At 70.2% G+C, this 26274-nt stretch carries 22 protein-coding genes and 1 tRNA gene; 15 read left to right on the top strand and 8 right to left on the bottom strand.

The genetic code is table 11. The features are described 5' to 3' along the window. Window positions 1-11: 11 nt before the first annotated feature. Together ACZ6TB_RS12745 and ACZ6TB_RS12740 are read right to left on the bottom strand one after the other, a co-directional pair. Window positions 12-2042: a caspase, EACC1-associated type gene (locus ACZ6TB_RS12745; protein ID WP_465553709.1), complete on the bottom strand. Its 2031-nt coding sequence runs from the start codon at window positions 2040-2042 to the stop codon at window positions 12-14. Beyond that, window positions 2042-2425 (bottom strand): effector-associated constant component EACC1, encoded by a 384-nt coding sequence (locus ACZ6TB_RS12740; protein WP_465553707.1) that lies wholly within the window; start codon window positions 2423-2425, stop codon window positions 2042-2044. The genes ACZ6TB_RS12745 and ACZ6TB_RS12740 overlap by 1 nt, the downstream gene beginning before the upstream one ends. 633 nt (window positions 2426-3058) lie before the next feature. Here ACZ6TB_RS12740 and ACZ6TB_RS12735 point away from each other — a divergent pair. Genes ACZ6TB_RS12735 through ACZ6TB_RS12725 form a run of 3 tightly spaced genes read left to right on the top strand, consistent with a single transcriptional unit; the run spans window position 3059 to window position 6441 of the window. Then, window positions 3059-5413, top strand: coding sequence for a glycoside hydrolase domain-containing protein (locus ACZ6TB_RS12735; protein WP_465554605.1), 2355 nt, complete (start codon window positions 3059-3061; stop codon window positions 5411-5413). A 3-nt stretch (window positions 5414-5416) separates the two neighbouring features. Continuing rightward, complete coding sequence (locus ACZ6TB_RS12730) at window positions 5417-5773, top strand: hypothetical protein (protein ID WP_465553705.1); 357 nt, start codon at window positions 5417-5419, stop codon at window positions 5771-5773. Continuing rightward, window positions 5770-6441, top strand: coding sequence for a hypothetical protein (locus ACZ6TB_RS12725; protein WP_465553703.1), 672 nt, complete (start codon window positions 5770-5772; stop codon window positions 6439-6441). Before ACZ6TB_RS12730 ends, ACZ6TB_RS12725 begins: the two co-directional genes overlap by 4 nt. 63 nt (window positions 6442-6504) lie before the next feature. Here ACZ6TB_RS12725 and ACZ6TB_RS12720 read toward each other — a convergent pair whose 3' ends face one another. Together ACZ6TB_RS12720 and ACZ6TB_RS12715 are read right to left on the bottom strand one after the other, a co-directional pair. Then, window positions 6505-7428 carry an anti-sigma factor RsbA family regulatory protein gene (locus ACZ6TB_RS12720; RefSeq protein WP_465553701.1) on the bottom strand — a complete coding sequence of 308 codons (924 nt, stop codon included), beginning with the start codon at window positions 7426-7428 and terminating at the stop codon, window positions 6505-6507. Window positions 7429-7462: 34 nt separating this feature from the next. Further along, entirely contained in the window at window positions 7463-8290 is an 828-nt protein-coding gene (locus tag ACZ6TB_RS12715) for an MEDS domain-containing protein (RefSeq protein WP_465553699.1), read from the bottom strand. Between the two features lie 370 nt (window positions 8291-8660). Here ACZ6TB_RS12715 and ACZ6TB_RS12710 point away from each other — a divergent pair, with 370 nt between their 5' ends. After that, window positions 8661-9635: an anti-sigma factor RsbA family regulatory protein gene (locus ACZ6TB_RS12710; protein ID WP_465553698.1), complete on the top strand. Its 975-nt coding sequence runs from the start codon at window positions 8661-8663 to the stop codon at window positions 9633-9635. Window positions 9636-9718: 83 nt separating this feature from the next. Further along, window positions 9719-11983: an eCIS core domain-containing protein gene (locus ACZ6TB_RS12705; protein ID WP_465553696.1), complete on the top strand. Its 2265-nt coding sequence runs from the start codon at window positions 9719-9721 to the stop codon at window positions 11981-11983. A gap of 12 nt (window positions 11984-11995) precedes the next feature. On the opposite strand, the gene pseI is transcribed toward ACZ6TB_RS12705, so the two are convergent. Next, complete coding sequence (pseI, locus tag ACZ6TB_RS12700) at window positions 11996-13057, bottom strand: pseudaminic acid synthase (RefSeq protein ID WP_465553694.1); 1062 nt, start codon at window positions 13055-13057, stop codon at window positions 11996-11998. Window positions 13058-13127: 70 nt separating this feature from the next. On the opposite strand from pseI, the gene ACZ6TB_RS12695 reads away from it, so the two are divergent. After that, window positions 13128-14009 carry a LysR family transcriptional regulator gene (locus ACZ6TB_RS12695; RefSeq protein WP_465553692.1) on the top strand — a complete coding sequence of 294 codons (882 nt, stop codon included), beginning with the start codon at window positions 13128-13130 and terminating at the stop codon, window positions 14007-14009. Between the two features lie 158 nt (window positions 14010-14167). On the opposite strand, the gene ACZ6TB_RS12690 is transcribed toward ACZ6TB_RS12695, so the two are convergent. After that, window positions 14168-14239 (bottom strand) — tRNA-Val (locus tag ACZ6TB_RS12690). 51 nt (window positions 14240-14290) lie between these two features. Then, window positions 14291-14692 (bottom strand): TIGR02611 family protein, encoded by a 402-nt coding sequence (locus tag ACZ6TB_RS12685; RefSeq protein WP_465553690.1) that lies wholly within the window; start codon window positions 14690-14692, stop codon window positions 14291-14293. Window positions 14693-14968: 276 nt separating this feature from the next. On the opposite strand from ACZ6TB_RS12685, the gene ACZ6TB_RS12680 reads away from it, so the two are divergent. The 4 genes from ACZ6TB_RS12680 to ACZ6TB_RS12665 all read left to right on the top strand — a co-directional run bounded on the left by ACZ6TB_RS12680 (window position 14969) and on the right by ACZ6TB_RS12665 (window position 17375). Continuing rightward, window positions 14969-15400, top strand: a complete 432-nt coding sequence (locus ACZ6TB_RS12680; RefSeq protein ID WP_020514863.1) for an SsgA family sporulation/cell division regulator — start codon at window positions 14969-14971, stop codon at window positions 15398-15400. Between the two features lie 239 nt (window positions 15401-15639). After that, on the top strand, window positions 15640-16491 hold the full coding sequence (locus tag ACZ6TB_RS12675; RefSeq protein ID WP_465553688.1) for a helix-turn-helix transcriptional regulator: 852 nt from the start codon (window positions 15640-15642) through the stop codon (window positions 16489-16491). 26 nt (window positions 16492-16517) lie between these two features. Beyond that, the gene (locus ACZ6TB_RS12670; protein WP_465553686.1) at window positions 16518-17012 is read left to right on the top strand and encodes an RrF2 family transcriptional regulator; all 495 of its coding nucleotides are present in this window, start codon (window positions 16518-16520) and stop codon (window positions 17010-17012) included. A 186-nt stretch (window positions 17013-17198) separates the two neighbouring features. Beyond that, window positions 17199-17375, top strand: coding sequence for a DUF4236 domain-containing protein (locus ACZ6TB_RS12665; RefSeq protein WP_465553684.1), 177 nt, complete (start codon window positions 17199-17201; stop codon window positions 17373-17375). Window positions 17376-17831: 456 nt separating this feature from the next. Here the strand turns inward: ACZ6TB_RS12665 and ACZ6TB_RS12660 are convergent, their stop codons facing one another. Further along, a complete protein-coding gene (locus tag ACZ6TB_RS12660) occupies window positions 17832-18725 on the bottom strand; it encodes a hypothetical protein (protein WP_465553682.1) in 894 nt (297 codons plus the stop codon). A 131-nt stretch (window positions 18726-18856) separates the two neighbouring features. Here ACZ6TB_RS12660 and ACZ6TB_RS12655 point away from each other — a divergent pair, with 131 nt between their 5' ends. From ACZ6TB_RS12655 to ACZ6TB_RS12635, 5 genes are all read left to right on the top strand, one after another. After that, window positions 18857-20779: a fibronectin type III domain-containing protein gene (locus ACZ6TB_RS12655; protein ID WP_465553680.1), complete on the top strand. Its 1923-nt coding sequence runs from the start codon at window positions 18857-18859 to the stop codon at window positions 20777-20779. Between the two features lie 91 nt (window positions 20780-20870). After that, window positions 20871-22451 (top strand): GGDEF domain-containing protein, encoded by a 1581-nt coding sequence (locus ACZ6TB_RS12650; RefSeq protein WP_465553678.1) that lies wholly within the window; start codon window positions 20871-20873, stop codon window positions 22449-22451. A 19-nt stretch (window positions 22452-22470) separates the two neighbouring features. Further along, window positions 22471-23178 carry a sulfotransferase-like domain-containing protein gene (locus ACZ6TB_RS12645; protein WP_465553676.1) on the top strand — a complete coding sequence of 236 codons (708 nt, stop codon included), beginning with the start codon at window positions 22471-22473 and terminating at the stop codon, window positions 23176-23178. Window positions 23179-23884: 706 nt separating this feature from the next. Then, a complete protein-coding gene (locus ACZ6TB_RS12640; protein WP_465553674.1) occupies window positions 23885-24385 on the top strand; it encodes a hypothetical protein in 501 nt (166 codons plus the stop codon). A gap of 374 nt (window positions 24386-24759) precedes the next feature. Continuing rightward, window positions 24760-26142, top strand: a complete 1383-nt coding sequence (locus ACZ6TB_RS12635; protein ID WP_465553672.1) for an SGNH/GDSL hydrolase family protein — start codon at window positions 24760-24762, stop codon at window positions 26140-26142. The last annotated feature ends 132 nt before the right edge of the window (window positions 26143-26274 follow it).

Here is a 26274-nt window from a genome sequence, read left to right as displayed (position 1 = left end):
GCCGGCCCGGGTCAGCCGCCCGTTCCCGCGGGAGGGGCGGTCGGCGACGAAGTCGGCCCGTCCACCGAGACCACGAGCGTCACCGTCGTGCCGCATTCGACTTCCGCGCCGGCAGTCTTGCTCTGCCCCACGACGGTGCCGGCGGGCTGCTCGGACGGCACCTCTTGGGTTTTGGACCCGAGTCGCGCCTGTTCCAGCAAGGCATTCGCGACTTCGAGGCTTTCACCGGTCAGATGCGGAACCTTGCACGGGACCCCGCCCGACACGTTTCCTCGCGACACGAAGACGATGATCGTGGATCCCTTACGCACCCGGACACCGCGCCCGGGGTTTGACCCGATCACGTCGCCAACGTGCTCCGCGCTGTCCCGATCCTCGCATCGGGCGAACAGCCCGACCACACGCAGGGCGGCTGTCGCGGACGAGCAGGTGCTACCAAGCTCGGGCACGGGGATACGCGGGGTCGCGCCGCTCGGGTGCGGGGCGGTCGTGACGGGCGACGACGCCGCCCGGCACACGGTGATGCTGACCTGCGTTCCTCGACCGACCGATCGACCGATCGGCGGGCTCTGCGCGACCACCGCTCCCGACGTGCAGACACTGCCCGGCGAGGCGAGGACGACCAAAGGCGCCAGCCCTCGGCCACGCAGCGCCGCCTCTGCGCCGGCTCGGGTCAGGCCGACCAGTTCGGGGACCGGCGTGGCGTCGTCCGGGGGCGGCGGGTCTTCCGGACGCACCAGAAACGCCAGCGTGCCGGCGATCAGGAGGACCGCCGCGGCAGCGGCGATGAGCCACCGCTTCTTGCGTCCCCCGCCGCCCGTGCCGTGGGCGCCGTCGTCCGCACCGGGCTGGGCGTCGTCAGCGGCGGTGGGATCCCGCGGCTCGTGTGGCATGGGAACCCGGGCCAGGATCCGGGTCCGCGAGTCCGCGATGGGCGGACGCGGTGTCGGCGGACGCGGGACGGTAGCGGCCGGGTCGTCCGTGACCGGTGGCGGGTCCGACCGATTGCCACGGTTGACGGTGACGTGCACCCGCACCACCTGCGCCGTACCGGATCGCCGGTCTCGCACGACGATCTTGCCGCGATTATGACCCGAGACAGGACGCAGCTCGATCGCCATCCGGCCGCCTCGTATCTCGACGCTCAGCCACGTGGCGTCCGTCTCGGCCGTACAGTCCACCTCCGTGTCGGTCAGCGAGTAGATCTCGATGACCTCCGGTCCGAGCCGCTCGTCGCTCCCGACGTCGTGCAGCGTGATCATGTTCTCGGACAAGACGAAGGTCGGATCGCCGGCCCGGGTGGAGGTCTTGATGCTCCCGGTCGGGGCCGGAGCGGCGGGCCGTCTGGCCAGCATGACTGCGGCGTCGCCGTCGAATCGGCAGTGCGGGACCTGCTTGGTGGTGGCGTTCAGCCTCGTCCGCACGTAATCGAAGATCTCCCGCAGATCCAGATAGCCGTCGCCGTCCCGATCGTCGGCGGCGCCGAGGAGACCGGTGACCAGATGTTCGGTGAACAGACTCGTGCCGGTGGCGACGGCCGCGTCGTTGGCCAGTGCCGTGCCCCGTGTGCTGGACACCACGTAACGTCCCGGTCCGGCGAGGGGTGTGGAGACGTCGCCGCCCTTGAACATGCCGCTGCTGCAGCAGTCCAGGATGATCACCGTGCATCGGGCGACCGACTGCTCGATGAACTCGTTGATCCGTACGTTGCTGACCGCCGTCCGCAGCAGCTTGTCCGATCGCGTGTTGCGGCCGCAGAGGAAGAGCTGGTTGCGCTCGTCGAGCATCCCGTGCCCGCTGTAATACAGCAGCAGCAGGTCATCGCGACGGGCCGCGGAGAAGAACGTGTCCAGTTCGTCGAGCAGGTCGTGCGAGCTTCGTTCGATCACCAGCCGGACGTTCTCGTCGGCAAAGAGTCCGGTCGCGGAGTCCACGAGCGCCCGGTGGAGCCGGGCGACGTCCTTCGTCGGCGCGTTGAGCGGGTTGAGGGCCGCGTCCGCGTCGAACACGCTGTTGCCGATCAGCAACGCCCGGTACGTCATCAGCTCTCCTTGGCGAGCTCCGAGGCGGCCATGATGAGCGGCGCCAAAGCGTCGGACCCTGCGTTCTCGGCCGAGACACTTACTGTCTTCGACTTGCCGTCGGCGTCGGTGAAGGTCAGTTCCACCGACCGGCGCCGATCCCGGCTCAGCCAGGTGTTGATTAGCTGGACGGCGACGCTGAACGCTCCGGCCGAGCCCAGCGACAGGATGAGCTGATCCACCGAGCCCTTGGTACCCGGCACCGGGCTCCGGTCCAGGCGCAGCGAGCCGGTGGCACGGCGCAGGTCGTGCACGAGAGTCGCGGTCTGCGCAAGCCAGCGCGGGTCATCGTCGTCATATTCGTCGTTACGCGCGACCATTTCGATCTCGAAAGGTTCGGGCATTGGTGCTCCTCTTCCTGAGGGTGATTCTCGAGTGAGGCTGTGCGCGATTATCACCCCCGGGAAATGATCCAATTACGGGGCTGTGACGTACTTGACTCGATAACTGTCAAGATAGATCTGATCGCCCGGCAAAGGTGTCGCCTGGACTACAGTCGCACCGCCTCTGCGCTGCTCGGACGCCGACATTCTCATCGTTCTCGATCCTTCGATGAAGAGCGCAAGTTTCCGTAGCACAGAAAGCTTCACTGCCCCCATAAAGAATTCACAGGTAATTTCCAGTGCCGACCGCGAATTCACAGGTAATCTCCAGCGCCGACCACGCCGGAGAGCCGCACGTGCAACCGAGCAAACGCGTTCCACAATCGGGGCCATACGTCCGGCGGTCCAGACAGTGGATCCTCAAGCCAGGCCACACGGTTGCCGCGTGGCCGGCCCCGGCCCGGCGCCGCGTCGCGGTCGCGGACACGGTCGCCATCGGGCTTTGTCAATGCCATTCTGGTGCGACTTGTCACATTTTTGCGGTCAGCGACGGTAGAAGTTGATCTATATCCTGTCTGCGCGCGGATACGGACCACCATCGATCGATGGGCTCCATGCGGTCCGGGCGACACACGGGAGAGCACATTGGACGAGATGGTTCTGGCGGCCCAGCAGTGGGTCAATTCCACCTACCAGGGAGTGTCGGGCTTCAACAAGGCGCCGGAGGATGGGAAGACCGGCTGGCCGACGATGTACGCCCTGACCCGCGCGCTGCAGCACGAGCTGGGCATCACCGCCTTGTCCGACGCGTTCGGGCCGACCACGCTGTCCAAGCTGACCGCGCACGGGAACATCACGTTCCAGGAGTCGAACGCCAACATCGTCAAGATCGTCCAGAGTGGCCTGTGGTGCAAGGGCTACAACGCCGGGCCGATCGACGGGACCTACGCCGAGGCCACCGACGGCGCGATCCAGGACATGGGTCGTAACGCCGGCGTTCTGGCCACGGCCGGGGTGTCGCCGAAGATCTTCAAGGCGCTGCTGACGATGGACGCGTACGTCGTCGTCGCCGGCGGCTCGGAGTCCGTCCGTGGCATCCAGGCGACGCTGAACCACAACTACATCAATCGGCGCGACTTCTTCATCATCCCCTGTGACGGGATCTTCTCCCGGGACGTCCAGAAGGCGATGTACCTGGCGATCCAGTTCGAGCTCGGGATGACCGACGACGAGGCGACCGGGATCTTCGGCCCGAAGACCCAGGCCGGGCTGCGTGCGCACCCCCTCTCCCAGGGGTCGTCCGGCGTCTGGGTCCAGCTGTTCAGCGCGGCCATCGTCTTCAACCGGGTACGCACCGGCGACGCCGACTTCTACACGAACTTCACCAGCAGCTACACCGCGGATCTGGCCTCGGCCGTACGCACGTTCCAGGAGTTCTCGGCGCTGAGCGTCAACGGCACCGCCGACTTCGCCACCTGGTGCCAGGCGCTGGTGTCCACGGGCGACCCCGACCGCAAGGGGACCGCGCTCGACTGCATCACGACCATCACCGACGCGCGGGCCGTGGCCCTGAAGGCGGCCGGTTACAAGATCGTCGGACGCTACCTGGACGAGCACATCCGGCCGCCGCGGGTCCCGCTCAACAAGTGGATCCAGCCGGGCGAGCTGGAGACGATCTTCCGCAACGGGCTGAAGGTCTTCCCGATCTCGCAGTACGACGGCGGGTCGCTGTCCTACTTCACCTACAGCCAGGGCTTCCAGGATGCCCTCGAGGCGCACGCCAAGGCGGTGAGCTACGGCTTCAACACCGGCACCGTCATCTACTTCGCGGTCGACTACGACGCCACCCAGGACGACATCAACTCGTCCATCGTCCCGTACTTCAAGGGCGTCGTCGCCGGGCTGGCCTCGCAGGGGAAGAAGTACATCCACGGCGTCTACGGCTCCCGCAACGTCTGCGCCGAGGTCACCAGCCGTACGCTCGCCCGCTGGTCGTTCGTGTCCGGCATGTCGTACGGCTACTCCGGCAACATGGGCTTCCCGCTGCCGGACAACTGGACCTACAACCAGGTGCAGACGCTGACCGTCGGATCGGGCAGCGGGGCCATCGAGATCGACAAGGACATCTGGCGGCCGGGCAGCGACCCCGGCGTCTCCTCGGTCAACGACCCCAGCACCCCGGTCGACGACTTCATCGCCTACATCACCCAGCTCTACAACATGGCGGTGAGCTACGGCGGCTCCACCAACCCCAGCCAGCTCGTCCTCGAGTACCTCCGGCACGACAAGTACGACAACCCGGTCTGGACCAAGCTGATCGGCGGCATCGACCAGGGCTTCATCAACAAGGTCGACGACTCCGGCATCAAGAAGATCAACGAGCTGCGCGACCCGTTCTACGGTGTCGACCTGCACGTCAACCACCTGGGCGCGACCTGCAACGGCGTCTACGTCACGGGCAAGCCGACCACGGTCACCTCGGGCAAGGGCGACGTCGCGGGCTGGGGTGGCGACCTGATGACCTTCTACGGCGAGTGGCGCCGGGACAGCGCGTCCTACTCGTCCGGCTACACGTACTGCCAGGAGAAGCTGGCCAAGGTCAACGCCAACACCACGTTCGAGCTGCGGGACCTGACCGAGGACGCGGACGGCTTCAACATCGCCATGCGTCTTCGCGCCGGCGCCAGCATCGTCACCGCGGTCACCCAGTACTACAAGGGCGGCGGCTACCTCTCCCGGATGAAGGACTTCTACCTCGGGCGGTTCGGCAGCGCGGTGAACCTCAAGACGATCGCGTCGAGCATGCTGCTGTCCGACAACGACCTCGACATCCTCCTCGGCCGGACGTTCCTCGTGGAGTCGACCGCCGGCGATGGCGCGCTGATGCCGAACATGATCCCGTGGGACAAGCTCGACGAGTTCTGCCAGGGCTTCACGGACGTGATCGTCGCCCGCGTCGGCCAGGAGAACGCCAAGGCCAAGACGCTGCGTGCCCAGGGCAAAATCTGACGGATGAAGACGTCGACCCGGTACGCGCTAGGTTCCTTCCTCGCACTGTTCGCCGCCCTGGCGACCTATGTGGGCGCCATCCTGGTGGGCCACTTCTACGACCTCCGCCCGGCCGACGAGTACTGCACCGGCAAGACGCCGGCGAGCCGCCCCCTCGTGTGGACGTGGTTCCCGCCGTCCAACCGGTGCCGCTGGAGCGATGGCACCACGTCGGATCTCGTGCCGCCGTACCTCAAAGTCCTGTTGTTCGCCCTTCTCGCCCTGGTGGTGATCCTCGCCGCGCTGGCAATCCGCGCGCGGGCCGTTTCCCCGCCTCCTCCTTCGCAGACTCCTTCGCAGAAAAGTGAGACGACCACATGAGTGACATCGCACGGCTGTCCCGGAGGCGCCTGCTGGTCGCCGCGGGCACGATCACCACCGGCGCCGCCGTCGGCATCGCCGGCTCGCCCGCCGCCGCCCAGGCCGCCCCTTCTTCCAAGAAGTCCAAGAGCCAGAACGGCTGGCCGGTGATCGGCACCGCCCAGGCCACCGGCTTCACCATCGAGGGAAGCGACGCCACGGTGGCCCTGCTCGCCGGCGATGTGGCCACGGTCCTGATGCACGTGGCCCGCCGCCTCAACTACGAGGTCTTCCCGCTGGTCAACGGCGACGTGCACGGCCACCGCACCACCGGCAGGCTCCAGCCGCTCGAGACCAACTACCTCTCCGGCACCGCCATCGAGGCCCGCCCGAACGAGTTCCCGACCGGCTCCGCCGGCAACCTCTTCCCGGCCCAGCTGATCTCCATCCGCGACATCCTGGCCGAGTGCGAGGGCGTGGTCCGCTGGGGCGGCGACGACAAGGACCACCCCAAGGAAGGCCACTTCCAGATCGACGTGGCGCCCTCCGACCAGCGCCTGGCCCGGCTGGCGGCCAAGATCACCGGCTGGAACGCCACCCCCGGCGAGGGTGCGGGCACCACCCCGGACCCGATCGACCCCAAGCGGCGTACCGCCGCCAACGCCCTGGCCCGCGCCCAGCGCCGCTGATCCGCCTGTTCTCGGTCCCGCCCCTTCGCCCGGCAGATCCGCTCGCCGGGCGAAGGGGCTGGCTCACGACAGCTTCTGCAACCGGACCGTCGTGCCGGACGGGTCCGAATGGATGCGTACGAGGTCACACAGCGCGTTGGTCAGGATCAGTCCGTAGCCGCGGGATCGGAGGTCCGGCGGCGTGATGCGGCCGGCGAGCGGATCGGTCAGGTGGCCGGTGTCCTGAAGCTGGCAGACGACCATGCCCGGTTCGGACCAGACGCTGACCGTGCCGTGGCTTGCGGCGTGCTCCACCGTGTTGGCCGCGACCTCGCTCGCGGCCAGCACCAATTCCGCCATCCGATCCTCCGGCAGGTATGCGGCGGTGTGCCGCCGCACGAAGGAGCGGACGGCGGCGAGCGTCTCGCCGTACACCATCGACGTCGCGTGCGGCGGCGGCGGTGGCAGCGGCCGGTTGAAGGCGGCGGCCGTCATCACCGGATCGGCGTAGTGATCGCTGTCGCGCAGGACGCCGTCCTCGATCATCGTCGGATGGGTGGTCCAAGCGTCCGCGACCACCGACGGATCGAGCTGCCGCACGTCGTACGGGCACAGGATCGTGGCGTCGCGGCCCGCGAACACTGCGTTGATCAGCGCCTCGTGCGCGGCGCAGGCCGGATACTCCAGCGCCGTCCGGCTCGGCCAGATCGGCTCGCCGACGATCGAGACCCGGCGACCGGGATGATCGGCGGCGAACCGGAGCAGGACGCCGGGAATGATCCGGCCCGGGTTCCGGCCGGCCACCGCCATGTCCGCGAAGGTGACGCGGTCTCCGAGGTCCGTCAGCCCGCCCCGCAGCAGCTCCAGATTCGCCCCGGGGACGGCGACCAGGACCGGGTTGCCGTCGGTCACGGCCGAACGGACGAACGTGGTGACGGCCGCCGAGTAGTCCGCGGCCCGGGAATACAGCAGAGCCGGGTGGTGGAAGTCAGGGGGATGAACAGTCATCGGGAACCTCTTGACGCGTTCGGCGGTATTTCGTTCAGGCGGTGCCGGCACCGTACGACTCGAACAACCAAGCCAATGCCGGCGGCCGGCCGAGGAACCGGATCCGGCCCGCGGCGCGATGCGACGCCAGCAACAGGATCCGAGCCGCTGCGGTGTCGATGAACCGCAAGCCGGACAGATCGACGGTGGCGATCGTCTCCTCGCTCGGCAGGTTGTCGAGCAGCTGATCGATCACGGCGCCGAGTGCCGATTGGTTCAGCAGGTCCGCCTCGCCTTCCAGGCACAGACCGAAGGGCCGCCGCGTGTGCCGGACACGCAGCACGGAGTCCGGCTCGAACGGCTCGCCCATGGCCAGCGCGCCGAGATGGGCCTGCGTGAGCCCGCGCAGGGTCGGCACGTCGAAGGCACCGGGATCGTACGCGCAGACGGCCAGCGCGAAGCCCTCGGCGAAGATCGTGCCGGCCTGGGCCTCGTACCCGGGTAGCCCTTCGACACCCGGCGCCCGGCCGCTCGCCCACGACATGTCGGCGAACACGCGCAGGCCCGGGTAACCGGCGTGGCGCGCGTCGTCGATCTCGCGCCGCAGAAAGCGCAGCGTCTCCGCCTGGTCGAAAGCGCCGCAGGTGAGATAGGACGACTCGATCGGCAGAACCCTCAGATCGCCGGATGCCAGGGCCTCGGCGACACGCACTCCCCGATGCCCGAAGGCGGCCAGCATTTCGTCGGTGTCGGCGCCGCAATAGAGGACCCGGTGTCTCTCGCGAAATCCGGTCTCCACCATTTCGGTCAGCGCCTGCCGGCGTACGACTTCGTCGTCGACGGTCCAGCAGATGTGGTCTCCGAGATCCAGTCGTTCGAGCACCGACAACCTGGCCACATCCCCTCGACGCCGGCCACGATGACGACTGCGGAATCTACTCGCAAAGCGGTCCACCCCCGATAACCCGACCGTGTGAGATCGCGGAAGCGGCGCATTCCGTACGCATCGACGGCGTTTCATCGAGGCCCGTGATCCGGCCGCGTGCGCCGAATACGAGCAGGTCGCCATGGGTGTGGAAGATCGTCTTCCGCGGGGCTTGCCCGAGCCACCGGGGAATCATGCCAAAAAGCGATCGGCGACGAGGAGGTACGCCATTCGCGGAATGCGGTGGACGTGGAGCCGTGGGCGGTTGCGCCGCTCGTCTGCCGGGTAGGCCGATGGAGAGCTCCTCGCTGGGCGCGGAGGTTGAGTGATGAGGACGGGAGCAGCCCACGGTTACGTCGGCCATTTCCACGAAGCCGGCTTCTACGGCTCCGACGCCGAGTTCCTGGGGTTGATCGTGCCTTTCGTCGAGGAAGGACTGGCCGCCGGCGAACCGGTCGTCATCGGATACGACGATCGGAAGTCCGACCTGCTCCGGTCGAGCCTGACCGACCCCTCCGCGGTGGAGTTCATCATCGACCGGGGGCTGTACTCGAACCCGGCGCGGGCGATCGCCACCTATCGGCGGCTGTTCGAGTTCCACGTCGCCATGGGCGCCGATCAGATCCGCATCGCCGGGGATGTGCCGCACCCCGGCAACGGGAGACGGTTCGAGGGCTGGGACCGCTACGAATGCGCGGTCAACACGGTGTGGCAGGACTTCCCGGTCTGGGGTCGCTGCCTGTACGACACCACCACCGCCTCCGCGGCGGTGCTCGACATCGTGGAGCGCACCCACCCACGTCTTCTCTCGTCGTCCGGGTCGCGCTACCCCAGCGAACATTTCCAGGAGGCGCCGGATTTCGAGGGCCTGCCGCCCGCCCCTGAGCCGCTCGAAGCCACCACGCCGCTGGTCGAGCTGATCGACCGCACCCCCGCCGAGGCCCGCCGCGCCCTCATCCGGATCGCCGCCGGCCGGCTCGAGGTCAAGATGCTCAAGGAACTGATCCACAGTGTCTCGGAGGCGGCCGGGAACGCCATCTACCACGGCGAGCCGCCGGTGACGGTCCGGATCTGGGCCTCACCGCACCGCATCGTGGTCCGCGTCCACGATTGCGGCCCCGGACCCGCCGATCCCCTGGCCGGCCTCGTCCCGGCGACGCAGGACCCCTCGATCCGCGGCTGGGGCCTCTGGCTCATCCACCAGCTCGATATCGAGATAACGCTCATTCGCCTCGGAGACGGCTTCACCGTCCGGCTGCGAGTGGAAATACCCCCGCCGGGACCGTCAGCGATCCTCGCCTGACCACTCCGCGGCGTGACGCCGGCTGATGTCGGTTAGAGGCCGAGACATTGTCTTGGTCTTGCGGTGTCGGTAGAGATGGCGGCATGGCCGAACGCGCGCGCGACAGCGAACGGGCAACGGCGGGCGCCGCACACGACGGCCGGGTCTCTGGCTCCGCCGCCCGCCCGGGCGTCCCCGTCTGGCCGGGATCGGCCGGCAACCGGGCGATGAGCCGACTGATGCGCAACGCCGACGCGGACGTCGATGGTGTGCCACCCGGCTTCGCCGATCGGGTGCGGGGAGCGGGCGGCGGCGCGCCGATCCCGGCCGAGATCCGCGCCGGCCTCGAAGCGGGCCTGGGCGCCTCGCTCGACGCGGTGCGGGTGCATGCCGGCCCGGAATCGGCGGCGATGTCCGACCAGGTGCAGGCGCAGGCGTTCACCGTGGGGCAGGACGTCCACTTCGCTCGGGGCGCGTACGACCCGTCGTCGAAGAGCGGTTATCACCTGCTCGCCCACGAGGCGGTGCACACGCTGCAGTCGGATGCGGGAGCGCCGGCCGGTTCGCTGACCGTCGGTCCCGGCGACTCCCCCGCCGAGCGCGAAGCCGAGGCGATCGCGATCCGGCTGACCGCCCAGCGCGACGGCGACGGCCCGGCGGCCGGCGCCCCGGCGTTGTCCGGCGGCGCCGGGTCGGCGGTGGTGCGCCGCTTCGGCCGGGCGGAGCACAAGCAGCTGGGCGACGCCGCCAACGCGGACATCGACCTGGGCGGCGGCCTGATCCTCACGTGGGGCGACGTGGTTTCCCTGGCCGGTGACGAGTACGGCTCGGTGGACGAGCTGAAGGCGGCCGCCGCCACCCCGGAGGTCCGGGCGGAACTGCGACGGATCATGGCGAACGACAACAACCACAGCGCCCAGTACGTCGACCTGGCCATGCACAACATCCCGCACTTCGCGGGCGGCGGCACCGCGGTCGCCTCGTGGAGCTCGCATCACGAAAGCGCCCTGCTCACCGCGCTGCTGTCGGGCCTGGACGACAGCGAGCCGCAGTGGCAGCAGGCGCAGCTGACCGAGGCGTTCGGCCAGCACTTCCTGACCGACTCGTTCTCCGCCGGGCACGTGCGCACGCCCCGCGCCGAGATCATCGCCTGGTATCAGGACGACTTCGCGCCGCGGGCGCTGCCACCGCTGATCGCCTATGCGAAGAACTGGATCCGCACGGAGCTGGTTCGGCAGATCGGTCCGCAGGTGCTGATGCCCGACGCCGCGGTCGGGGCGATGGTCGACGCCCTGATGTGGGGCGCGCTGAAATGGCTCGACGACGACATCCACGACAAGCTTCAGCCGCTGGTCGGGCTCGGCATCTCGGGTGCGGTCAGCGGCACCCTGCACGACCGGGACAACGAGCGCGGCCTGTGGGTGGCGAGCGCGGCACATCCGGACCCCTGGCTCGCGTACGGCGACGGCCGGCTCAAGTGTTCCGCCGAGAGCGCCGACCAGGCGCAGCTGGCGGTCATCACCGCCCGGGAGCAGATCGTGCAGGCGCAGGCGCTCGGCCGTCTCCGCCGCGACCAGCGCGGCGTGGTGGCCCAGACCTCGCGGGCGGTCGACGAGGTGCCCAGCTCGGTGCACTTCGCCCTGGACTCGGCGCTGCTCGACGGTCCCACGGTCACGGCGCTCAACCAGGCCGCCGATTTCCTCACCGCCCATGCCGAGCAGGTGCTCGACATCAGCGGGCACACCTGCCCGCTGGGCACCGACGACTACAACGACCGGCTGGGGCTGCGGCGGGCCGAGGCGGTCGCCGCCTACCTGATGGGACGCGGGATTTCGGCGGACCGGTTGCACGTGGCGACGGCCGGGGAGCGACAACTGCTCAGTGCGGACAAGGCCGGGTACCCGAGCGACCGGCGTGCGGAGTTGACGTACCGGGCCGCGGGTGACGCCCCCGACGACATGGTGTGGGCGAACCAGATCCTCACCGAACGGATGCCCGGCCCGCCGTACGCGGAGGTGGAACGGTTCATCCCGCACGAGGTGGTGATGCTCAACGACCCGCAGGAGGACTGGCACTGGGGCACGATGAGCAGCGAGATGGCGGCCGAGATCAACCATTGGATCGCCAGTTACGCGACCAGCGCGGTCAGCGCGGTCGCCTCCGATGCGCGGCTGGACGACCGGCAGGTCCCGGTCCCCGACATCTTCGACACCGCGATCGTGACGATCAGCCCGCGCAAGCCGGTGCAGGACCTGCTGAACTCGCTGGTTGCCGACGGGACCGGCGTGCTCGGCCGGATGGTCGGCATCCCGGCGGCAAACCGGAGCGTTCCCCCACTGCCCCCGCCGGTCACCTGTGCGGCGCCGTAAATAGTCGGGTGCTCAGACGAGGTCGAGGCTCATCGGGGTGCCTCGGGCCGCGTCGCGGGTGAAGTGGCGGCCCAGGATGCGGTCGAGCTCGATCGGGGGCAGGCCGTCGGCCGGGCGGATCGAGCGGACGTTCGCCGCGGTGACCTCGTCGCCCGCCCGGACGTCGGCGACGACGTAGAGGGAGCGGCGGAACCGGAGGCCCTCGCGTTCCGAGGGGGTCGGGCCGATGCGGGTGGCGCCGAGCGCCCGCCAGGCGCGGCCGGTCTCGTCGACCAGGGCGCGCATCTCGGCCGGGGTCAGCGAGAACGCCGAGTCGACGCCGCCGTCGTCGCGGGCCAGGGTGAGGTGCTTCTCGATGACGGTCGCGCCGAAGGCGACGCTCGCGACCGGCACGCCGATGCCGAGCGTGTGGTCGGACAGCCCGACCTGGACGCCGAACGTCTCGGCCAGGACCGGGATGCGCCGCAGGTTGGTGTCCTCGGGCGGCGCCGGGTACGAGGCCGTGGCCGCCAGCAGGACGATCTGGGTGGCGCCGGCGCCGCGGGCGATGTCGAGGGCGTTGGCGATGTCGGCGACGCTCGCCATGCCGGTCGAGAGGATCAGGGGCTTGCCGGTGGCGGCGGCCAGGCGGATCAGGGGCAGGTCGACCAGCTCCGACGAGGCGATCTTGTACGCGGGCGCGCCGAGCGACTCGAGCAGCTCGATCGCGGTCGGGTCGAACGGCGCCGAGAACACGGTGAGGCCGTGCGCGGCGGCTCGCTCGAAGATCGGCTTGTGCCACGCGTACGGGGTGTGCGCCTTCCGGTAGAGCTCGTGCAGGCTCCGGCCGCCCCACAGGTCATGGCCCGCGGACAGGCGGAACTCGGGCCCGGCGGAGTCGATCGTGATGGTTTCCGGGGTGTACGTCTGCAGCTTGAGCGCGTGCGCACCACAGGAGGCGGCCGCGTCCACGATCTGCAGCGCCCGCTCGAGCGAGCCGTTGTGGTTGCCGGACATCTCCGCGATGACGAACGGGCGGTGTTCCGCTCCGATCGCATGCCCGCCGATCTCGATGCTGCTCATGGCCTCAGTCATGACCGAAGTCTTGGCGCGAGCCGCGGCGCCGGTCCAAGACACCGTTCCGGTCCGGTGACAGGATCTGGTTATGAACCCAGGTAGCGGCATCGACCTGCGCCTGCTGACGTACTTCCTGACCCTCGCCGGCGAGCTGCACTTCACCCGGGCCGCGCGGCAGCTGTTCGTGTCGCAGCCGGCCCTGAGCAACCAGATCCAGCGCCTGGAGAAGGCGCTCGGCGCGACCCTGTTCGACCGCACCAGCCGCGGCGTGGTGCTGACCGAGGCGGGCCGGGCGTTCCTCCCGCACGCGCAGCAGGCGGTGACGGCGCTCCGGGCGGGCATCGCCGCCGTGGCCCCCCAGCCACTGCTGCGCGTAGACGTCCTGGACGCCGAGCTGGCCTACCCCCGCCAGGTGCTGAAGCAGCTCCGAACAACCAACCGCTTCCTGCGCCTGACCGTGACCGCCGAGGGCACCACCAGCCAGCGCCGCCGCCTACTTTCCGGCGACCTGGACGCCGGCTTCTGCGGCGAGGGCACCCCCACCGACGACCAGTTGGCGATGCAGCCCGTCCACAACGAGCCCGTAGACCTGATAGTCCCCACCACCCACCGCCTGGCACCGACCCCAAGCGCAACCTTGGCCGACGTGGCCCACGACCTCTTCTACCTGCCGCACGAGACCGTGGCCCCCGAGTGGACGGCGTTCGTACTCGCGGCGTGCGAAAAGTCGGGTTTCGAGCCCACCCGCTACCCCGTCGCCACAGCAAGCGCAGCATCGGCGTTAGAACTGGTAGCCGAAGGCGACTGCGTAACCCTCAGCCTGCGCTCAACCGCGTTACCCAAGGGAACAACCCGCCTGCGCCTGCTCCCCGACCTGACCTACCCCTGGGCCCTGATCTGGCACCGCTCCCACACCCATGACGCCGCCTTGGCCCAACTAAGAGCGGCGGCCACCAGCAAAACCCCGTAACCCCGGCTACGCGTACGGGATAGGCATGAAACCCACCCAGCCACACACCCACCGCAACCAATACGCACCGTGGGGGGTTCGGGGGGCTCGGCCCCCCGGCAGACATGACGAGGCGACCCGGTTCGCGCTCTCCGCGAACAAAGGCCGCCATCGACTCGTGGGCGATACTGGGATCGAACCAGTGACCTCTCCGGTGTGAACGGAGCGCTCTCCCGCTGAGCTAATCGCCCTTCAGCGAGACAGACTGTACTAGATGCGGCCCTGTCGGGGCCAACCAGGGGTCAGCCAAGCCACTCGCGCGTCTTCTGGATCAGGTCGATGCCGAAGCTGAGTTTTACCGACGCCCAGACGATCGCGGCCACGAAGATCATGCCGACCACGCCGATCACCGCTCGGACGGGGAGGCTCTGCCGGCCGATCCAGCTCGTCCACGCTTTTACGTGACGCTTGGTGAACTCGAGCAGGTTCTTGGCCCACGTGAACTCGACGGCCCAGATGGCCAGCCCGAGGATCACGATGGCCCACCCGGGACCGGGAAAGGGGATCAGCACGATCCCCAGGGCGATCACGAGGGCGCCCAGGACGCCTATTCCGATCTTGAGGGCTAGTCGGCCGGTCGGGTTTGCCCGGATCTTGTCCAAAACACCCATCGGTGCCCGATCCTCGTCCGCTTTCGTGCTCATTTCATCCCCCAGTGTCCCGGAGCCCCGTCACTACCCGGGAGGAATGGACGTTACCGGAGTAAGTCAACTGCTGGACCACCCGACGCCGGGCGGAACCGAGTACTTGGGCAGAACAGGACAAGATATCGCTTTACGTCTTGTGCGAAGAGCTTTTCGGAACCGTCTTCCCACTACTGGGTGAGATCAGCGTATGGCGGAGCGTAATGACAGGGATCACCTGAGTATGGGAAACGCGGGGTTCACCAGCCTCGCAGCGGTGCCGGGGGGAGTTCGTCCATGAGTACCATTCGTCCAACGACCGTCGAGGTCGAGACCTCGCTGCGGCTCGTAGCGCCTGATGCCACGGCTCTGCCCGTGCGCGCCAGCCTCCGCTACGACCCAGCCGACCCTTATGCGGTCCACGTGTTGTTCCATGCGGAATCAGCCGGTGGGGAAGCCGTGAGCTGGTCCTTCGCACGGGAGCTTCTCGTGACCGGGCTCGATGAGCCCGCGGGCATCGGCGACGTCCGGGTGTGGCCCTGGGCCACGCCCCGGGGGGATTTCGTCGCCCTGGCGCTGTCGTCTCCGGACGGCAACGCGTTGTTCGAAGTGCCCCGCAGCGTTCTTGTCCGATTCCTCCGGCGCACCTATGTCGTGGTGCCGCGGGGCCGGGAATCCGAGCATCTGGATGTAGACGCGGCGGTCAACCGGCTGCTGGCCGGTCGATAGAGCTGGCCGATAGAGCCGGCCGATAGAGCTGGTCGGTTGGGAGCCGGTCGATAGCGGCAAAGAAATGACGACCCGCGCGGACACTGCCGATCCGCGCGGGTCGTCTTTTTACGTACGGAAATGATGTCGCGGGACAAAACACGCAGAAAACGGACATTGAGCCCGATTATCCGACACATTCCCGTCAACCCGCGTTTTGCCAGGTGCGCCGCTGGTCATCGGCGGTTACCGTCGGCGCGATGACCTCTGTTGTGCAGGCCGCACCGCTGACCCCGCCCGGCTGGGCGGGGGTGTCGACGTGCGCGCTGGGCGAGGTCGAGCCGGCCGGTCCGTGGCGGCCGCCGTACCATGCGCTGCTGCTCACGACCCGGGGTCACGGCACCATCGAGGTCGACTTCGTGGCCCAGCCCTGCCGCCCCGGCACGCTGCTCTGGATCCGTCCCGGCCAGGCCCTGCGCATCGGCGCGAACGGCCTGGCCGCGTCCGTGGTCACCTTCGACGCGCAGCTGGCCGGCGACCATTGGCCCGAGCACGCCGAGTCGCCGTCGCGCTGGCAGCTCGAGGGCGAGGACGAGGACGCGGTCATCACCGAGTTCGCCCAGCTGGCGGTCGACTGCGAGCGGCACCGCGCCGGCCCGGTCGCGGCCGACCTGCTGCGCCACCAGCTCGCCGTGCTCGTGCTGCGGATCGCGCTGCTCACCCGCGACCCGGCCCCGCTCGGCGCCGAGGGCCGCACGTTCGCCCGGTTCCGCCGCCGGCTCGAGTCCGGCCACCCGCGCAGCCGCCGGGTCGAGGACTACGCCGAGGAGATGGGCTGCTCGGTGCGCACCCTGACCCGGGCGAGCCTGGCCGTCACCGGCCGCACCGCCAAGCAGGTGGTCGACGACCGGGTCGCGCTCGAGGCGCGCCGGCTGCTCGCCTGCACCCCGCTCTCGGTCGCCGAGGTGGGCCGCCACCTGGGCTTCCCCGAGCCGACGAACTTCGGCCGCTTCTTCCACCGCGAGGTCGGCACGAGCCCCGGCCAGTTCCGCATCGACATGGGCGCGAGCGGCGGCAACGGCATCCCCAACCAGCGACGGCCCACTGACTGAGCGTAATTCCCACAAATCCGTGGGGTATGTGCGTCGTCCTGGCGCCGACGAGGCATTATGGGTGTGTGCAGATCTCCGCGCGCGGTGACTATGCGGTCCGGGCCTCCCTCAGCTTGGCGCAGGCCTATCCCTCCCTGATGTCCGCCCAGGCCATCGCTCAAGATCAGGACATGCCCCGCAAGTTCCTCGAGGCGGTGCTGGCCGATCTGCGTCGCGCCGGCGTGGTCCGGGCCCAGCGGGGCGCCGAGGGTGGCTACACATTGTCACAACCACCACGCGACGTGACGATCGGCCAGATCCTCCGCGCGGTCGACGGCCCGCTCGCCGGCGTGCGCGGCCTCCGTCCGGAAGAGACTCGGTACACGGGCGCGGCCGAAAACCTTCCCAATCTCTGGGTTGCCGTACGCGCTGCCGTCCGCGAGGTGGTCGACGAGGTAAGCCTGGCCGAGCTCATCAGCGGCCGCATGCCGGCGCACGTGCGAAAGCTGACGACCCGCCCCGACGCTTGGCAGCCGCGCTGATCTCTCGTTGCTGATCGCTCGCCGCTGATCGCTCGCCGCTGATCGGTCGCCGCTGATCGCTCGCCGCTGATCGCTCGCCGCTGATCGCTCGTCGCTCGTCCAGTGGAGTTTGTAAATCCGCCGGATCGGGAATCGATCGCCCATCACGCACGCCACCTGCACGCCACCTCAGGAGGGACGTCCCCGATGGGCATCATGTTCCGCAGTCGCAAGAAGTTCGGGCCGCTGATCCTGAACTTCACGGAGCACGGCTTCTCATCGTGGAGCTTCAAGATCGGTCGCTGGTCCTGGAACTCCCGCACCCGAGCCCACCGCGTCGACCTGCCCGGCCCGCTCTCCTGGAAGCAGGACAAGTCCCGCTAGTTCGCGAAATATCCGGCGAGGGGTTGGTGCGGCAGGCAGCGCCGCTGTCTCCAACCGGCTCCCGCCAGGCACCGTTCAAAACCCGCAGGCGCTCGCGGCGAATGATCACCGCGGGCGCTTGCGGCGTATGACGACCGCCGTCGCTTCCGGTGCGCGGCAACTGTCGGCGCTTCCGGCGCGCGGCAACTGCGGGCTCTCGCGGCGCACGACGACCGCAGACGCTTGCGGCGCATACGACCGCAGGCGCTTCCGGCGCGCGGCAACTGCGGGCTCTCGCGGCGAATGATGACCGCGGGCGCATGGGGTGAGCGACAACCGCAGGCGTTGGCGGCGCGCACGACCCCGCAGGCGTTGGCGGCGCGCACGACCCCGCAGGCGTTGGCGGAGCGCGACAAAGCCAGCCTCTGGGTGCACACAACCCGCGGGCGCTCGCGGCCCCGGTCGAAGCGCCGGGGCTCAGGGCAGCGCGATCACCACGTCCCCGCCCAGCCGTCCGCCCGGCGGCTGGCGGGTGACCGCGCCCGAGTCGGCCAACGTGTGCAGCACCCGCGTCGCGTCGGCCGCGCGGTACACCGTCGATGTCAGGGCGAACGTTCGCAACTCGGTCACCGTCTGCGGGCCGACCCGGGCGAGGTGGGCGAGGATCTCGCGGCGCAGCGGGCCCGGATGTGGGTTCAGCGAGATGTCGATCAGGTGGCGGTCCGGATCGCCGGGATCTCGGTAGCGGACGCCGGCGAACTCGTCGACCGCCCACAATGCCTCCTTGAAGGCCTCGAGACTCTTGCCGGACGTGGTGCCGAAGGCCAGCAACTCGCCCGGCTCGTCCCCCGTCGCCAGCTCCACCTGCGCGAACAGCGGCCACTCACCCCGATAGGCCTCGGTCGCCACCCCGGGCGCGAGCGCCAGCAAGACCTCGGCCGGCTTTCCGGCGGTCAGCGCGGACACGGTTTCCGGCCGCGGCGGCTCGCTCGCGCTCGACGCATCCAGGAATCCCAGCAGTGGTACGCGCGAAGCACCGCCCGCCTTCAACGCCACCGCCAGCCGCTCGTCCGTCCCCCCGGACACGGCGTGCACGGTCAGCCCCTCGAGCCCGGGCAGCCCGTCGAGCCGGGCCGACACGGCGGCCAGGTCGTCGCCCACCAGGAGCATCGCGAGCTCGCGACCGCGTACGAAATCGGTCTGCTCACCCAGCACCCGCGCCGCCGCCTCCGCCAGGTCTCCGCCGTCGGCGTCGGCGTAACCGTGCGCGTAGGTGACCCGCCGGGCCCGGTGGAGCGCGGCCGGGGCCCACGCCTCGAGGTGCCGGACCAGCAGCTCCCGCTTGACCGTTGCGATCTCCGATGGGGACATATCCGAGTTCTACAGTGCCCGGCACCCTCCGCGCATCCGGCCGGCCAAAACCTGTGGATAACCGCGACACTCGTTTCGTGCTGTCGCGGCAGGGTTGTACCTAACGTGTTCGGACGAGCACTATGGGACACATGCCCCCGGCCCCGCTCGCCGAGCTCACCCAGCGCGCCCAGACATTGACGTCCGCGGGCGACCTCGCGGGCGCCCGGCGTGTGCTGGCCGGTGCGCTCGGCCCGGCCGACGTCACCGACCCCGGTCACGCCACTCCCGACCTGGCCGTGGCCGCCGCCCTGCATGCCCGCATCCTGATCGCGCTCGGCGACGCGCACGCCGCCCGGCTGTGGGCCGGCTTCGCGCACGAGGCCGAGGAGCGCCTGCACGGGCGGCAGGACGAGCGCACGGTCGCGGCCGCCGCCACGCACGCGGCGGTGCTCCAGCGGGTGGGTCATTTCGGACGGGCCGCGCAGGTCTACGAGCGCCTGGTCGCCGACCTCACCGCGCTCGACGGCCCCGAGTCGCCCCGCGTGCTGGCGGCCGAGGCCGACCTGGCCACCGCCGAGCACGCGGCCGGGCACTGCACCTCGGCCCGGGCCCGCCTGGCCGGCGCCTGGGTGCGGCACCGGCACCACCACGGCGACGCCTCCCCGGCCGGCATCAAGATGCTGGCCCGCCTCGGCGCGATGGAGCGCGAGTGCGCCCGCGACGCCGAGTCCCACGAACACCTGGCCCTCGCCCAGGAGCTGTGCGCGCGCTACCTGCCGGCCGACCATCCGCTGGTACGGCAGGTGGCCGCCCTCGCCGTCGCCCCGGCCACGGGCCGGCACGTCTGCGGACGGGTCGCCCAGTCGGCCGGTCCGGACACGCCCTCGCCGGCCGGACCTTCGTCGCTTCGCCCGTCCGCACCGCCTTCGGGAGAGCCCGCCGACCGCGCCGCATCGTCGGGCGGTCCCGCCGGCCCCGCCGCCTCTGCAGGCAGGGCCGCCTCTGCAGGCAGGGCCGCCGACCGCGCCGCATCCGCAGGCGCCCCCGCCGGCGTCGATCGGCCGGTCGACCTCGGCGACGCCACCGACCCTGGCGGTTCCGGCGGCCCAGGCGGCACCACCGGCTCCGGCGGCCCTGGCGGCCCCAGCCCTGACGAATCCGGCAGCCCTGACGAATCCGGCGCGCCCCCGGCCGGGCCGCCCATGCCGCCCCTCGGTCCCGGGATGTCCGCGGCCGGCCCCACCATGCCCTTCCCCCGCCGCCCGCGGGTGCCCGACCCCGAGCAGGGCGGCGACTTCCCGCCCGACGACCCACTGCGCCCGCCGCCCGACAACCGGCCCACCGACCCCAACGGCACCGTCTACCAGCAGCCGCTCTATCTGGCCGACTTCCGGCAGGCCCCGGGCGACCCGACCGGCCGGCACGCGCGGGCCGACACCCCGCCCCCGATGCCGGGCATGCGCGCGGCCGATCTCGGCCCGGACGGCCGGCCCCTGCCGATCGGCGCCGCCCCGGCCAGCACGCTGACCACCCCGCCGAACTCCGAGCGCCTGCTCCCGGTGCGCATGGAACCGCCCCCCACGGGACGGCGGCGGCAGCCGTTCCTGCTGGTGGCCGTGCTGATCGCGGGCATCGCGGTGGCGATCGCCATCGTCGCGCTCACGCTGCCCGACGCCAACGGCGCCACCAGCCCGCAGCCGACCGCGGCCGCGCCCGCCCCCACGACGGCGTCCACGACGGCGCCGACGACCGCCCCGGCGGCAAGCAAACCGGCCGAGGCCACCACCACCGCGCCGGCCGGGGACCCGGGCGCGCCGACCGGCGTGAAGCTCCGCGACAACCACGACAGCGTGGCCCTGACCTGGACCTACCCCAAGGGCGCCGAGGGGCCCGTGCTGGTCTCGGGCGGGCGCACCGGCCAGCCGCTGCGGGCCTTTCAGCAGCTCCCGGCGGGCACGAACGACTACATGGTGTACGGGCTGAACGAGACCCAGAACTACTGCTTCACGGTCTCGGTGGCGTACTCGACCGATCGGATCCCCTCCTCCGCCCCGGTCTGCACCAAGCGATAGCAACTTTTCCGCAACCGGACGGGACCGTCGCTGCTCCCGGGCTTCCCCACTCTGATGCGTCACGGCACCCTCCGGCAGGAAGCAGGAAGCAGTGACGACGAAGGCGGCGGAGCGCGACAGCGCCACGGTCTCCGACGCCCGTGCGGCGCTCGCGGCTGATCTGCTCGAACTGGAACTGGTCGGCGCGTCGAAGTTCCGGACCGTACGCGTTCCGGCGGCCCGCGCCCAGGCGGAGGCGGCCGAGCTCGGCGACGAGGAGCTGGGCCAGCGCGCCACCCTGCTGCGCGCCGACGTGATGATGCGCGAGGGCCGGATCGGCGAGGGCGGGCGGCTCGCTCACCAGGCGCTGGCCTGGGCCGAGCGGCACGACAGCCCGTACGTGCAGGCCCGCGCCCACCGCGAGCTGTCGATCTTCTTCCGGCTCGTGGGCGACCTGTCCGACGCGCTGACCCACGGCGTGCAGTGCGTGGCGAACCTGACCGACGACGTGGCGCCCGCCCTGCGCGCCCGCCACCTGATGACGCTGGCCGTGGCCCTGGACGACAGCGGCTCGACCGACGAGGGCGACCGGCGCTCGCGCGAGGCCCTCCAGCTGGCCGGCTCGGTCGGCGACCAGGAGCTCACGCTGCTGATCCTCAACAACATGGCCTACACCGCGTACGAGAGTGGCGACGAGCCCGCCGCCCGCGCGCTGACCGACCGGATGCGCGCGGTGTCCGACCGCTCGGGCCGGGCCCTGGCCGCCAACGAGCTCGACACCGTGGCCCGGGTCGAGATGCTGGGCGGCCGCTTCGAGTCGGTCGAGGCGACGCTGGCCGGCGTGCTCGACGGCACGATCCTGGCCAACGAGGGCGACGCCGGCGCCGAGTGCCTGCTCACGCTGGCCGAGGCGCGCCGCCTGGACGGCCGGTACGCCGACGCCCAGGCCGTGCTCGACCGGGCGACCCGCGAGTGCGAGGCCAATGGGCTCGCGCGCCTCCGCGCCCGCGCCCGGCAGGAACAGGCGGCGCTGTTCGCGGCGGCCGGGCGCTACCGGGAGGCGTACGAGGAACATCAGCTCTTTCATGCCGACTCGTCGGCCCTGCATTCCGTCCAGCGCGAGTCCCGCGCCCGGGCCATGCAGGCGGTCTTCGAGGCGAACGAGGCGCGCCGGGCGACCGAGCATTTCCGGGAGATGGCCCACCGGGACGCGCTGACCGGCCTCTACAACCGGCGCTACGTCAACGAGCGGCTCCCCGCCCTGCTGAGCGAGGCGGCGTCCCGGCGCGGCCCGATCTCGGTGGCGATCGCCGACCTCGACCACTTCAAACGGGTCAACGACACGCTGTCCCACGCCACCGGCGACAGCGTGCTCCAGCACATCGGCACGCTGCTCGGGGAGGCGGCGTCGGGCCCGATCATCGCGGCCCGGATGGGCGGCGAGGAGTTCCTGCTGATCTTCCCCGGCATGGACGGCGCCGAGGCCACCCGCCGCTGCGAGCTGCTGCGCCTGCGCATCCGCACGCACGCGTGGCAGCCGATCACCGGCGCGCTGCCGGTGACGACCAGCATCGGGATCACGACGGCGGTCGACGGGCGGGCCACGGCGGCGGCGCTGCTGTCGCAGGCCGACCGCAACCTGTACGCGGCCAAACGCGCCGGCCGCGACCGGGTGGTTGCCGACCTGGCCTGAGCCCCCGGAAGATCGTCACATGACGACACGGGTGGCGATGTGGTCCGGTCCGCGCAACATCTCGACCGCGATGATGCGCAGCTTCGGCAGCCGCCCCGACACGGTCGTGGTCGACGAGCCGCTGTACGCCCACTACCTGGCCGTGACCGGCATCGACCACCCCGGCCGGGCGTCGATCCTCGCTTCCCAGCCGGCCCACTGGCCGGACGTGGCGGCCCAGCTGACCGGCCCGATCCCCGGCGATCCCGCGGTGCATTACCAGAAGCACATGACCCACCACCTGCTGCCGGACATCGGCCGCGACTGGCTGGGCGCGCTGACCCACGCGTTCCTGATCCGCGACCCGGCCCACGTGGTCGCCTCCTATGCCCGGGTGCGTGGCGAGCCCACCTTGGAGGATCTGGGCTATCCCCAACAGCAGGAGATCTTCCGCACGTACGGCGGCCCGGTCGTCGACGCCGCCGACCTGCTCCAAGACCCCGCCGCCACGCTGAGCCGCCTGTGCGAGGCGCTGGGCATCCCGTACGACCCGGCGATGCTGGCGTGGGAGCCCGGCCCGCGTGAGACGGACGGCGTGTGGGCCCCGCACTGGTACGCGGCGGTCGAGAGGTCGACCGGGTTCGCGCCCTACGACCCGTCGCCGGTCGACGTTCCGGACCGGCTGCGGCCCCTGGTCGACGCGGCCCGCCCGTATTACGACGAGCTGGCCGCCCACAAGCTTCGCTGATCCGCCTTACGTCAGGCCATCACCCTGACACCTCTCGTAAATGTAGGAGAGCACCGGCGTGGAGACTGCGAGCCTCGCGGGTTCCGGAGTGTCGAAGGCGGCGTCCGCTGCGACCTCGACGATTCTGGCGACAGCGCGGTCGGTAAGTCTCATCTCGGTGAAATATCCGTTGGCGTCCAGCTTGGGGAAGCGCTCCGCTGTGGTGTCCCGCGACCCTCAGATGACGAGCCCAGCCGAGCACGGCGTCGGCCGGGCTGACCCCCCGGTCTCCGGCCGGGACGGCGACATAGCGGGTCGGCCGAGCGGCTCCGCGGTAGAGGCGCACCTCTGCCCCCGCGGCAGTTCGAGCCACGTCATCGACGTCGAGCGACGCGATGTCGGCCGAAGTGAGCACTGCCGTGGAGGAGAGTCCGAGTAGCACGATCGCGCGGTCCCTCATTCGGGTCTCCGGCTGCCACCATCGCTGTGCATTCCGGACGAAACGCTCCGGCCTCACCGCACGATCGATTGGTCGTACCAGCTTGCTCATCACCTCGTCCGGCACGGCACGGGGCGTGGCCGTCGACGCGGAAGGGCTTGATCCCTCCCTCCTTCCCGGCTGATGACCGCGGAAACGCCGGAGCCGGCATCGGTCGCTGCAGGTCCTACGCCGGCGGCCTCGCTCGGAAGAGACCATGAACTCCCCGCATTGCGCACAGAACCAATCGTGCAGACCCAACCGATGGGCAAGAGCCAGATAATTGACGACACGCCCGGCCCGACGGAAGTCGTGAAGTTTGGCCGCCATTTCGCGATCTCCGCGCAGGACGGAAAGGATCCCGTCGGCGCGCGCGGCCAGTTCGGCGGGGCTCACGCCGAGGACACCCGACAACTTCCGATAGGAGATCTCCAGGCCGACGCTGGCGAAGATCAAAATGCGATCGGTCTCGTCGTCGATCCGCGAAAGCACCTCCGCGAAAAGCTCGGCGCCGGCCAGGTCGCCGACTGCCGCCTCGGCAGCGTCGTCGGCGGGCCGGTTGCTCCTCGTAGTCATTTGCGGTCCTCATCCGAGCGCTTGGAACTGCGGCGCCTCGTCCGCGACGGCCTTTCCCATCGCGTCCAGGGCAGGAACATCCGAAGCGGATCGATCAGCGAGCCGAGCGCCCGAAGGACTGATTCGACCCCGTCAGGGGTGGTCTTGTCGAGCGCTCGCCGTGCGATCTGGTGAAGCAGCCAAGCAGTAGTGACCATGGCCGCAAGCGAGACGCCGGCGAACACGGCGGCCATGATGACGGCCGAAGGGAGGGGATACGTGGTGGCTTCCTGCATCGAGAGACCTTCCGGGGAAACGAAGACAACCTGAATTTCTTGGCAAACAAGCACGTCAATCGCCTTGGGTGAGAGACGCCGCCCTGGCCCTTTTCGTTTCAGTAGAGCGGGAGTCCAAGCCTTCTTACTCAATGCGCAGGTTCGACTCCCAGCGCTCGACGCACATCAACCTTTCACCGGGCGGGAAGACCGGTCGCCCGGCATTGAGTCGCGAGCGACTCCCTGGTAACGATGGCCATCAATGGATGGCTCGACGTTTCACAAGGGAGTGACATGCGAGTTACACGTCCGCTCATCGCCGCCCTCGCGTGGGTGGCCCTTACGCCCGTCGCCGCCGTCGCGGCGGACAGCAACGGCTCGGCGACCGGCTGGACCGGCGCGTGGGCCGGATCGGCACAGGGCGTCTATCCGGTCGGATACTCGGTGGCCCAGCCCGGGCCGACCGGGCCGGCCGGTCCCGGGAACACGGCGCCCCTGCTGACCGCCGCGTTCCCGGACAACCAGGCGCGGAACCAGACGCTGCGCATGATCGTGCATCCGAGCGTCACGGGCACGAGCTGGCGGGTCCGGCTGACCAACGAGTTCGGCACCAAGCCGGTCACCTTCGCGCGGGCGTACGCCGGCCTGCAGTCCAGCGGGGCCAACGTCGCGCCCGGCAGCAATCGCGCGCTCACCTTCGGCGGGCGGCGGTCGGTCACCGTCGCGGCGGGCCGGGCGACGTGGAGCGACCCGGTGTCGGTCAAGGTCACCGACGCGTGGTCGCAGCGCCTCGCGGTCAGCGTGCACGTCGCCGACGACAGCGGGCCGATGACCTGGCACGCGGCCGCCTTCACCACGTCGTACATCTCGGATCGGGACGCCGGCGACCACACCGCGGATGCCGCGGACACGGCCTTCCCGCACTCCACCACCTCGTGGTTCTTCCTCTCCGAGGTCCAGGCCCAGCGTCGGGACGCCGCCACCGTCGTCGCGTTCGGCGACTCCATCACCGACGGCTTCTTCTCGACGATGAACGGCAACGACCGGTGGCCCGACGTGCTCCAGCGCCGGCTGGACGAGCGGCGGTCGGCCCACCGGCCCATCTCCGTCATCACCGAGGCGATCGGCGGCAACATGGTCACCCGGATCGGGCGGACTCCCGGCGGCTGCACGCCGTGCGACGGGCCGCCCGCGCTCGACCGGCTCGGCCGCGACGTCCTCGACCGGCCCGGCGTCCGGGTCGTCATCCTGCTCGAGGGCATCAACGACCTGGGCGGCGGCAACGCCACCGCGGACCAGGTGATTGCCGGTTACCGGGAGATCGTCCGGCGGGTCCACGCCCGGGGCATCAAGATTGTCGGCGCCACCCTGACGCCGTCCGCCGGGACCGCGTTCGGCCTGTACGGCACCCCGGAGACGGACGCCAAGCGCCGGGCGATCAACGACTTCATCCGTACGAGCGGGGTGTTCGACGGGGTTGCCGACTTCTCCGCGGTGACCGAGGACCCGGCGAACCCGGGCCACCTGCGCCCCGAGTACGACACCAACAGCACCGTCGGCGGCGCGGGTGACCACCTGCACCCGAACCGCGCCGGCTTCCTGGCGATGGGCGCCGCCATCGACGTCACGCAGGTGGAACGCTTCGTGCGGGAGCCGGCCGGCAAGCGAGCCGCTTGACCGGAACCGGCTCCGGGGGGGGGGGGGGGGGGGGGGGGGAGGGGGGGGGATGGGGGGGGGGGGGGGGGGGGCGGGGGTGTGGCCCGGGAGTCCGAAGGAGGGCGTCGGGTTGGGAAAGTGATGGTTTGCCGG

Source organism: Actinoplanes sp. NPDC051537 (assembly GCF_055586105.1).
The sequence above is the reverse complement of the archived record's forward strand: the minus strand, read 5'-3'. Positions and strand labels throughout refer to the sequence as shown.

Excerpts from the sequence above, each read along its gene's own strand:
- ACZ6TB_RS12725 (WP_465553703.1), top strand. The coding sequence starts at position 5,770 with ATGAGTGACATCGCACGGCTGTCCCGGAGGCGCCTGCTGGTCGCCGCG.
- ACZ6TB_RS12735 (WP_465554605.1), top strand. The coding sequence starts at position 3,059 with ATGGTTCTGGCGGCCCAGCAGTGGGTCAATTCCACCTACCAGGGAGTG.
- ACZ6TB_RS12665 (WP_465553684.1), top strand. The coding sequence starts at position 17,199 with ATGGGCATCATGTTCCGCAGTCGCAAGAAGTTCGGGCCGCTGATCCTG.
- ACZ6TB_RS12740 (WP_465553707.1), bottom strand. The coding sequence starts at position 2,425 with ATGCCCGAACCTTTCGAGATCGAAATGGTCGCGCGTAACGACGAATAT.
- ACZ6TB_RS12745 (WP_465553709.1), bottom strand. The coding sequence starts at position 2,042 with ATGACGTACCGGGCGTTGCTGATCGGCAACAGCGTGTTCGACGCGGAC.
- ACZ6TB_RS12645 (WP_465553676.1), top strand. The coding sequence starts at position 22,471 with ATGACGACACGGGTGGCGATGTGGTCCGGTCCGCGCAACATCTCGACC.
- ACZ6TB_RS12730 (WP_465553705.1), top strand. The coding sequence starts at position 5,417 with ATGAAGACGTCGACCCGGTACGCGCTAGGTTCCTTCCTCGCACTGTTC.
- ACZ6TB_RS12635 (WP_465553672.1), top strand. The coding sequence starts at position 24,760 with ATGCGAGTTACACGTCCGCTCATCGCCGCCCTCGCGTGGGTGGCCCTT.
- ACZ6TB_RS12655 (WP_465553680.1), top strand. The coding sequence starts at position 18,857 with ATGCCCCCGGCCCCGCTCGCCGAGCTCACCCAGCGCGCCCAGACATTG.
- ACZ6TB_RS12660 (WP_465553682.1), bottom strand. The coding sequence starts at position 18,725 with ATGTCCCCATCGGAGATCGCAACGGTCAAGCGGGAGCTGCTGGTCCGG.
- ACZ6TB_RS12705 (WP_465553696.1), top strand. The coding sequence starts at position 9,719 with ATGGCCGAACGCGCGCGCGACAGCGAACGGGCAACGGCGGGCGCCGCA.
- ACZ6TB_RS12680 (WP_020514863.1), top strand. The coding sequence starts at position 14,969 with ATGAGTACCATTCGTCCAACGACCGTCGAGGTCGAGACCTCGCTGCGG.
- ACZ6TB_RS12710 (WP_465553698.1), top strand. The coding sequence starts at position 8,661 with ATGAGGACGGGAGCAGCCCACGGTTACGTCGGCCATTTCCACGAAGCC.
- ACZ6TB_RS12670 (WP_465553686.1), top strand. The coding sequence starts at position 16,518 with ATGTGCGTCGTCCTGGCGCCGACGAGGCATTATGGGTGTGTGCAGATC.
- ACZ6TB_RS12675 (WP_465553688.1), top strand. The coding sequence starts at position 15,640 with ATGACCTCTGTTGTGCAGGCCGCACCGCTGACCCCGCCCGGCTGGGCG.
- ACZ6TB_RS12720 (WP_465553701.1), bottom strand. The coding sequence starts at position 7,428 with ATGACTGTTCATCCCCCTGACTTCCACCACCCGGCTCTGCTGTATTCC.
- ACZ6TB_RS12685 (WP_465553690.1), bottom strand. The coding sequence starts at position 14,692 with ATGAGCACGAAAGCGGACGAGGATCGGGCACCGATGGGTGTTTTGGAC.
- pseI (WP_465553694.1), bottom strand. The coding sequence starts at position 13,057 with ATGACTGAGGCCATGAGCAGCATCGAGATCGGCGGGCATGCGATCGGA.
- ACZ6TB_RS12695 (WP_465553692.1), top strand. The coding sequence starts at position 13,128 with ATGAACCCAGGTAGCGGCATCGACCTGCGCCTGCTGACGTACTTCCTG.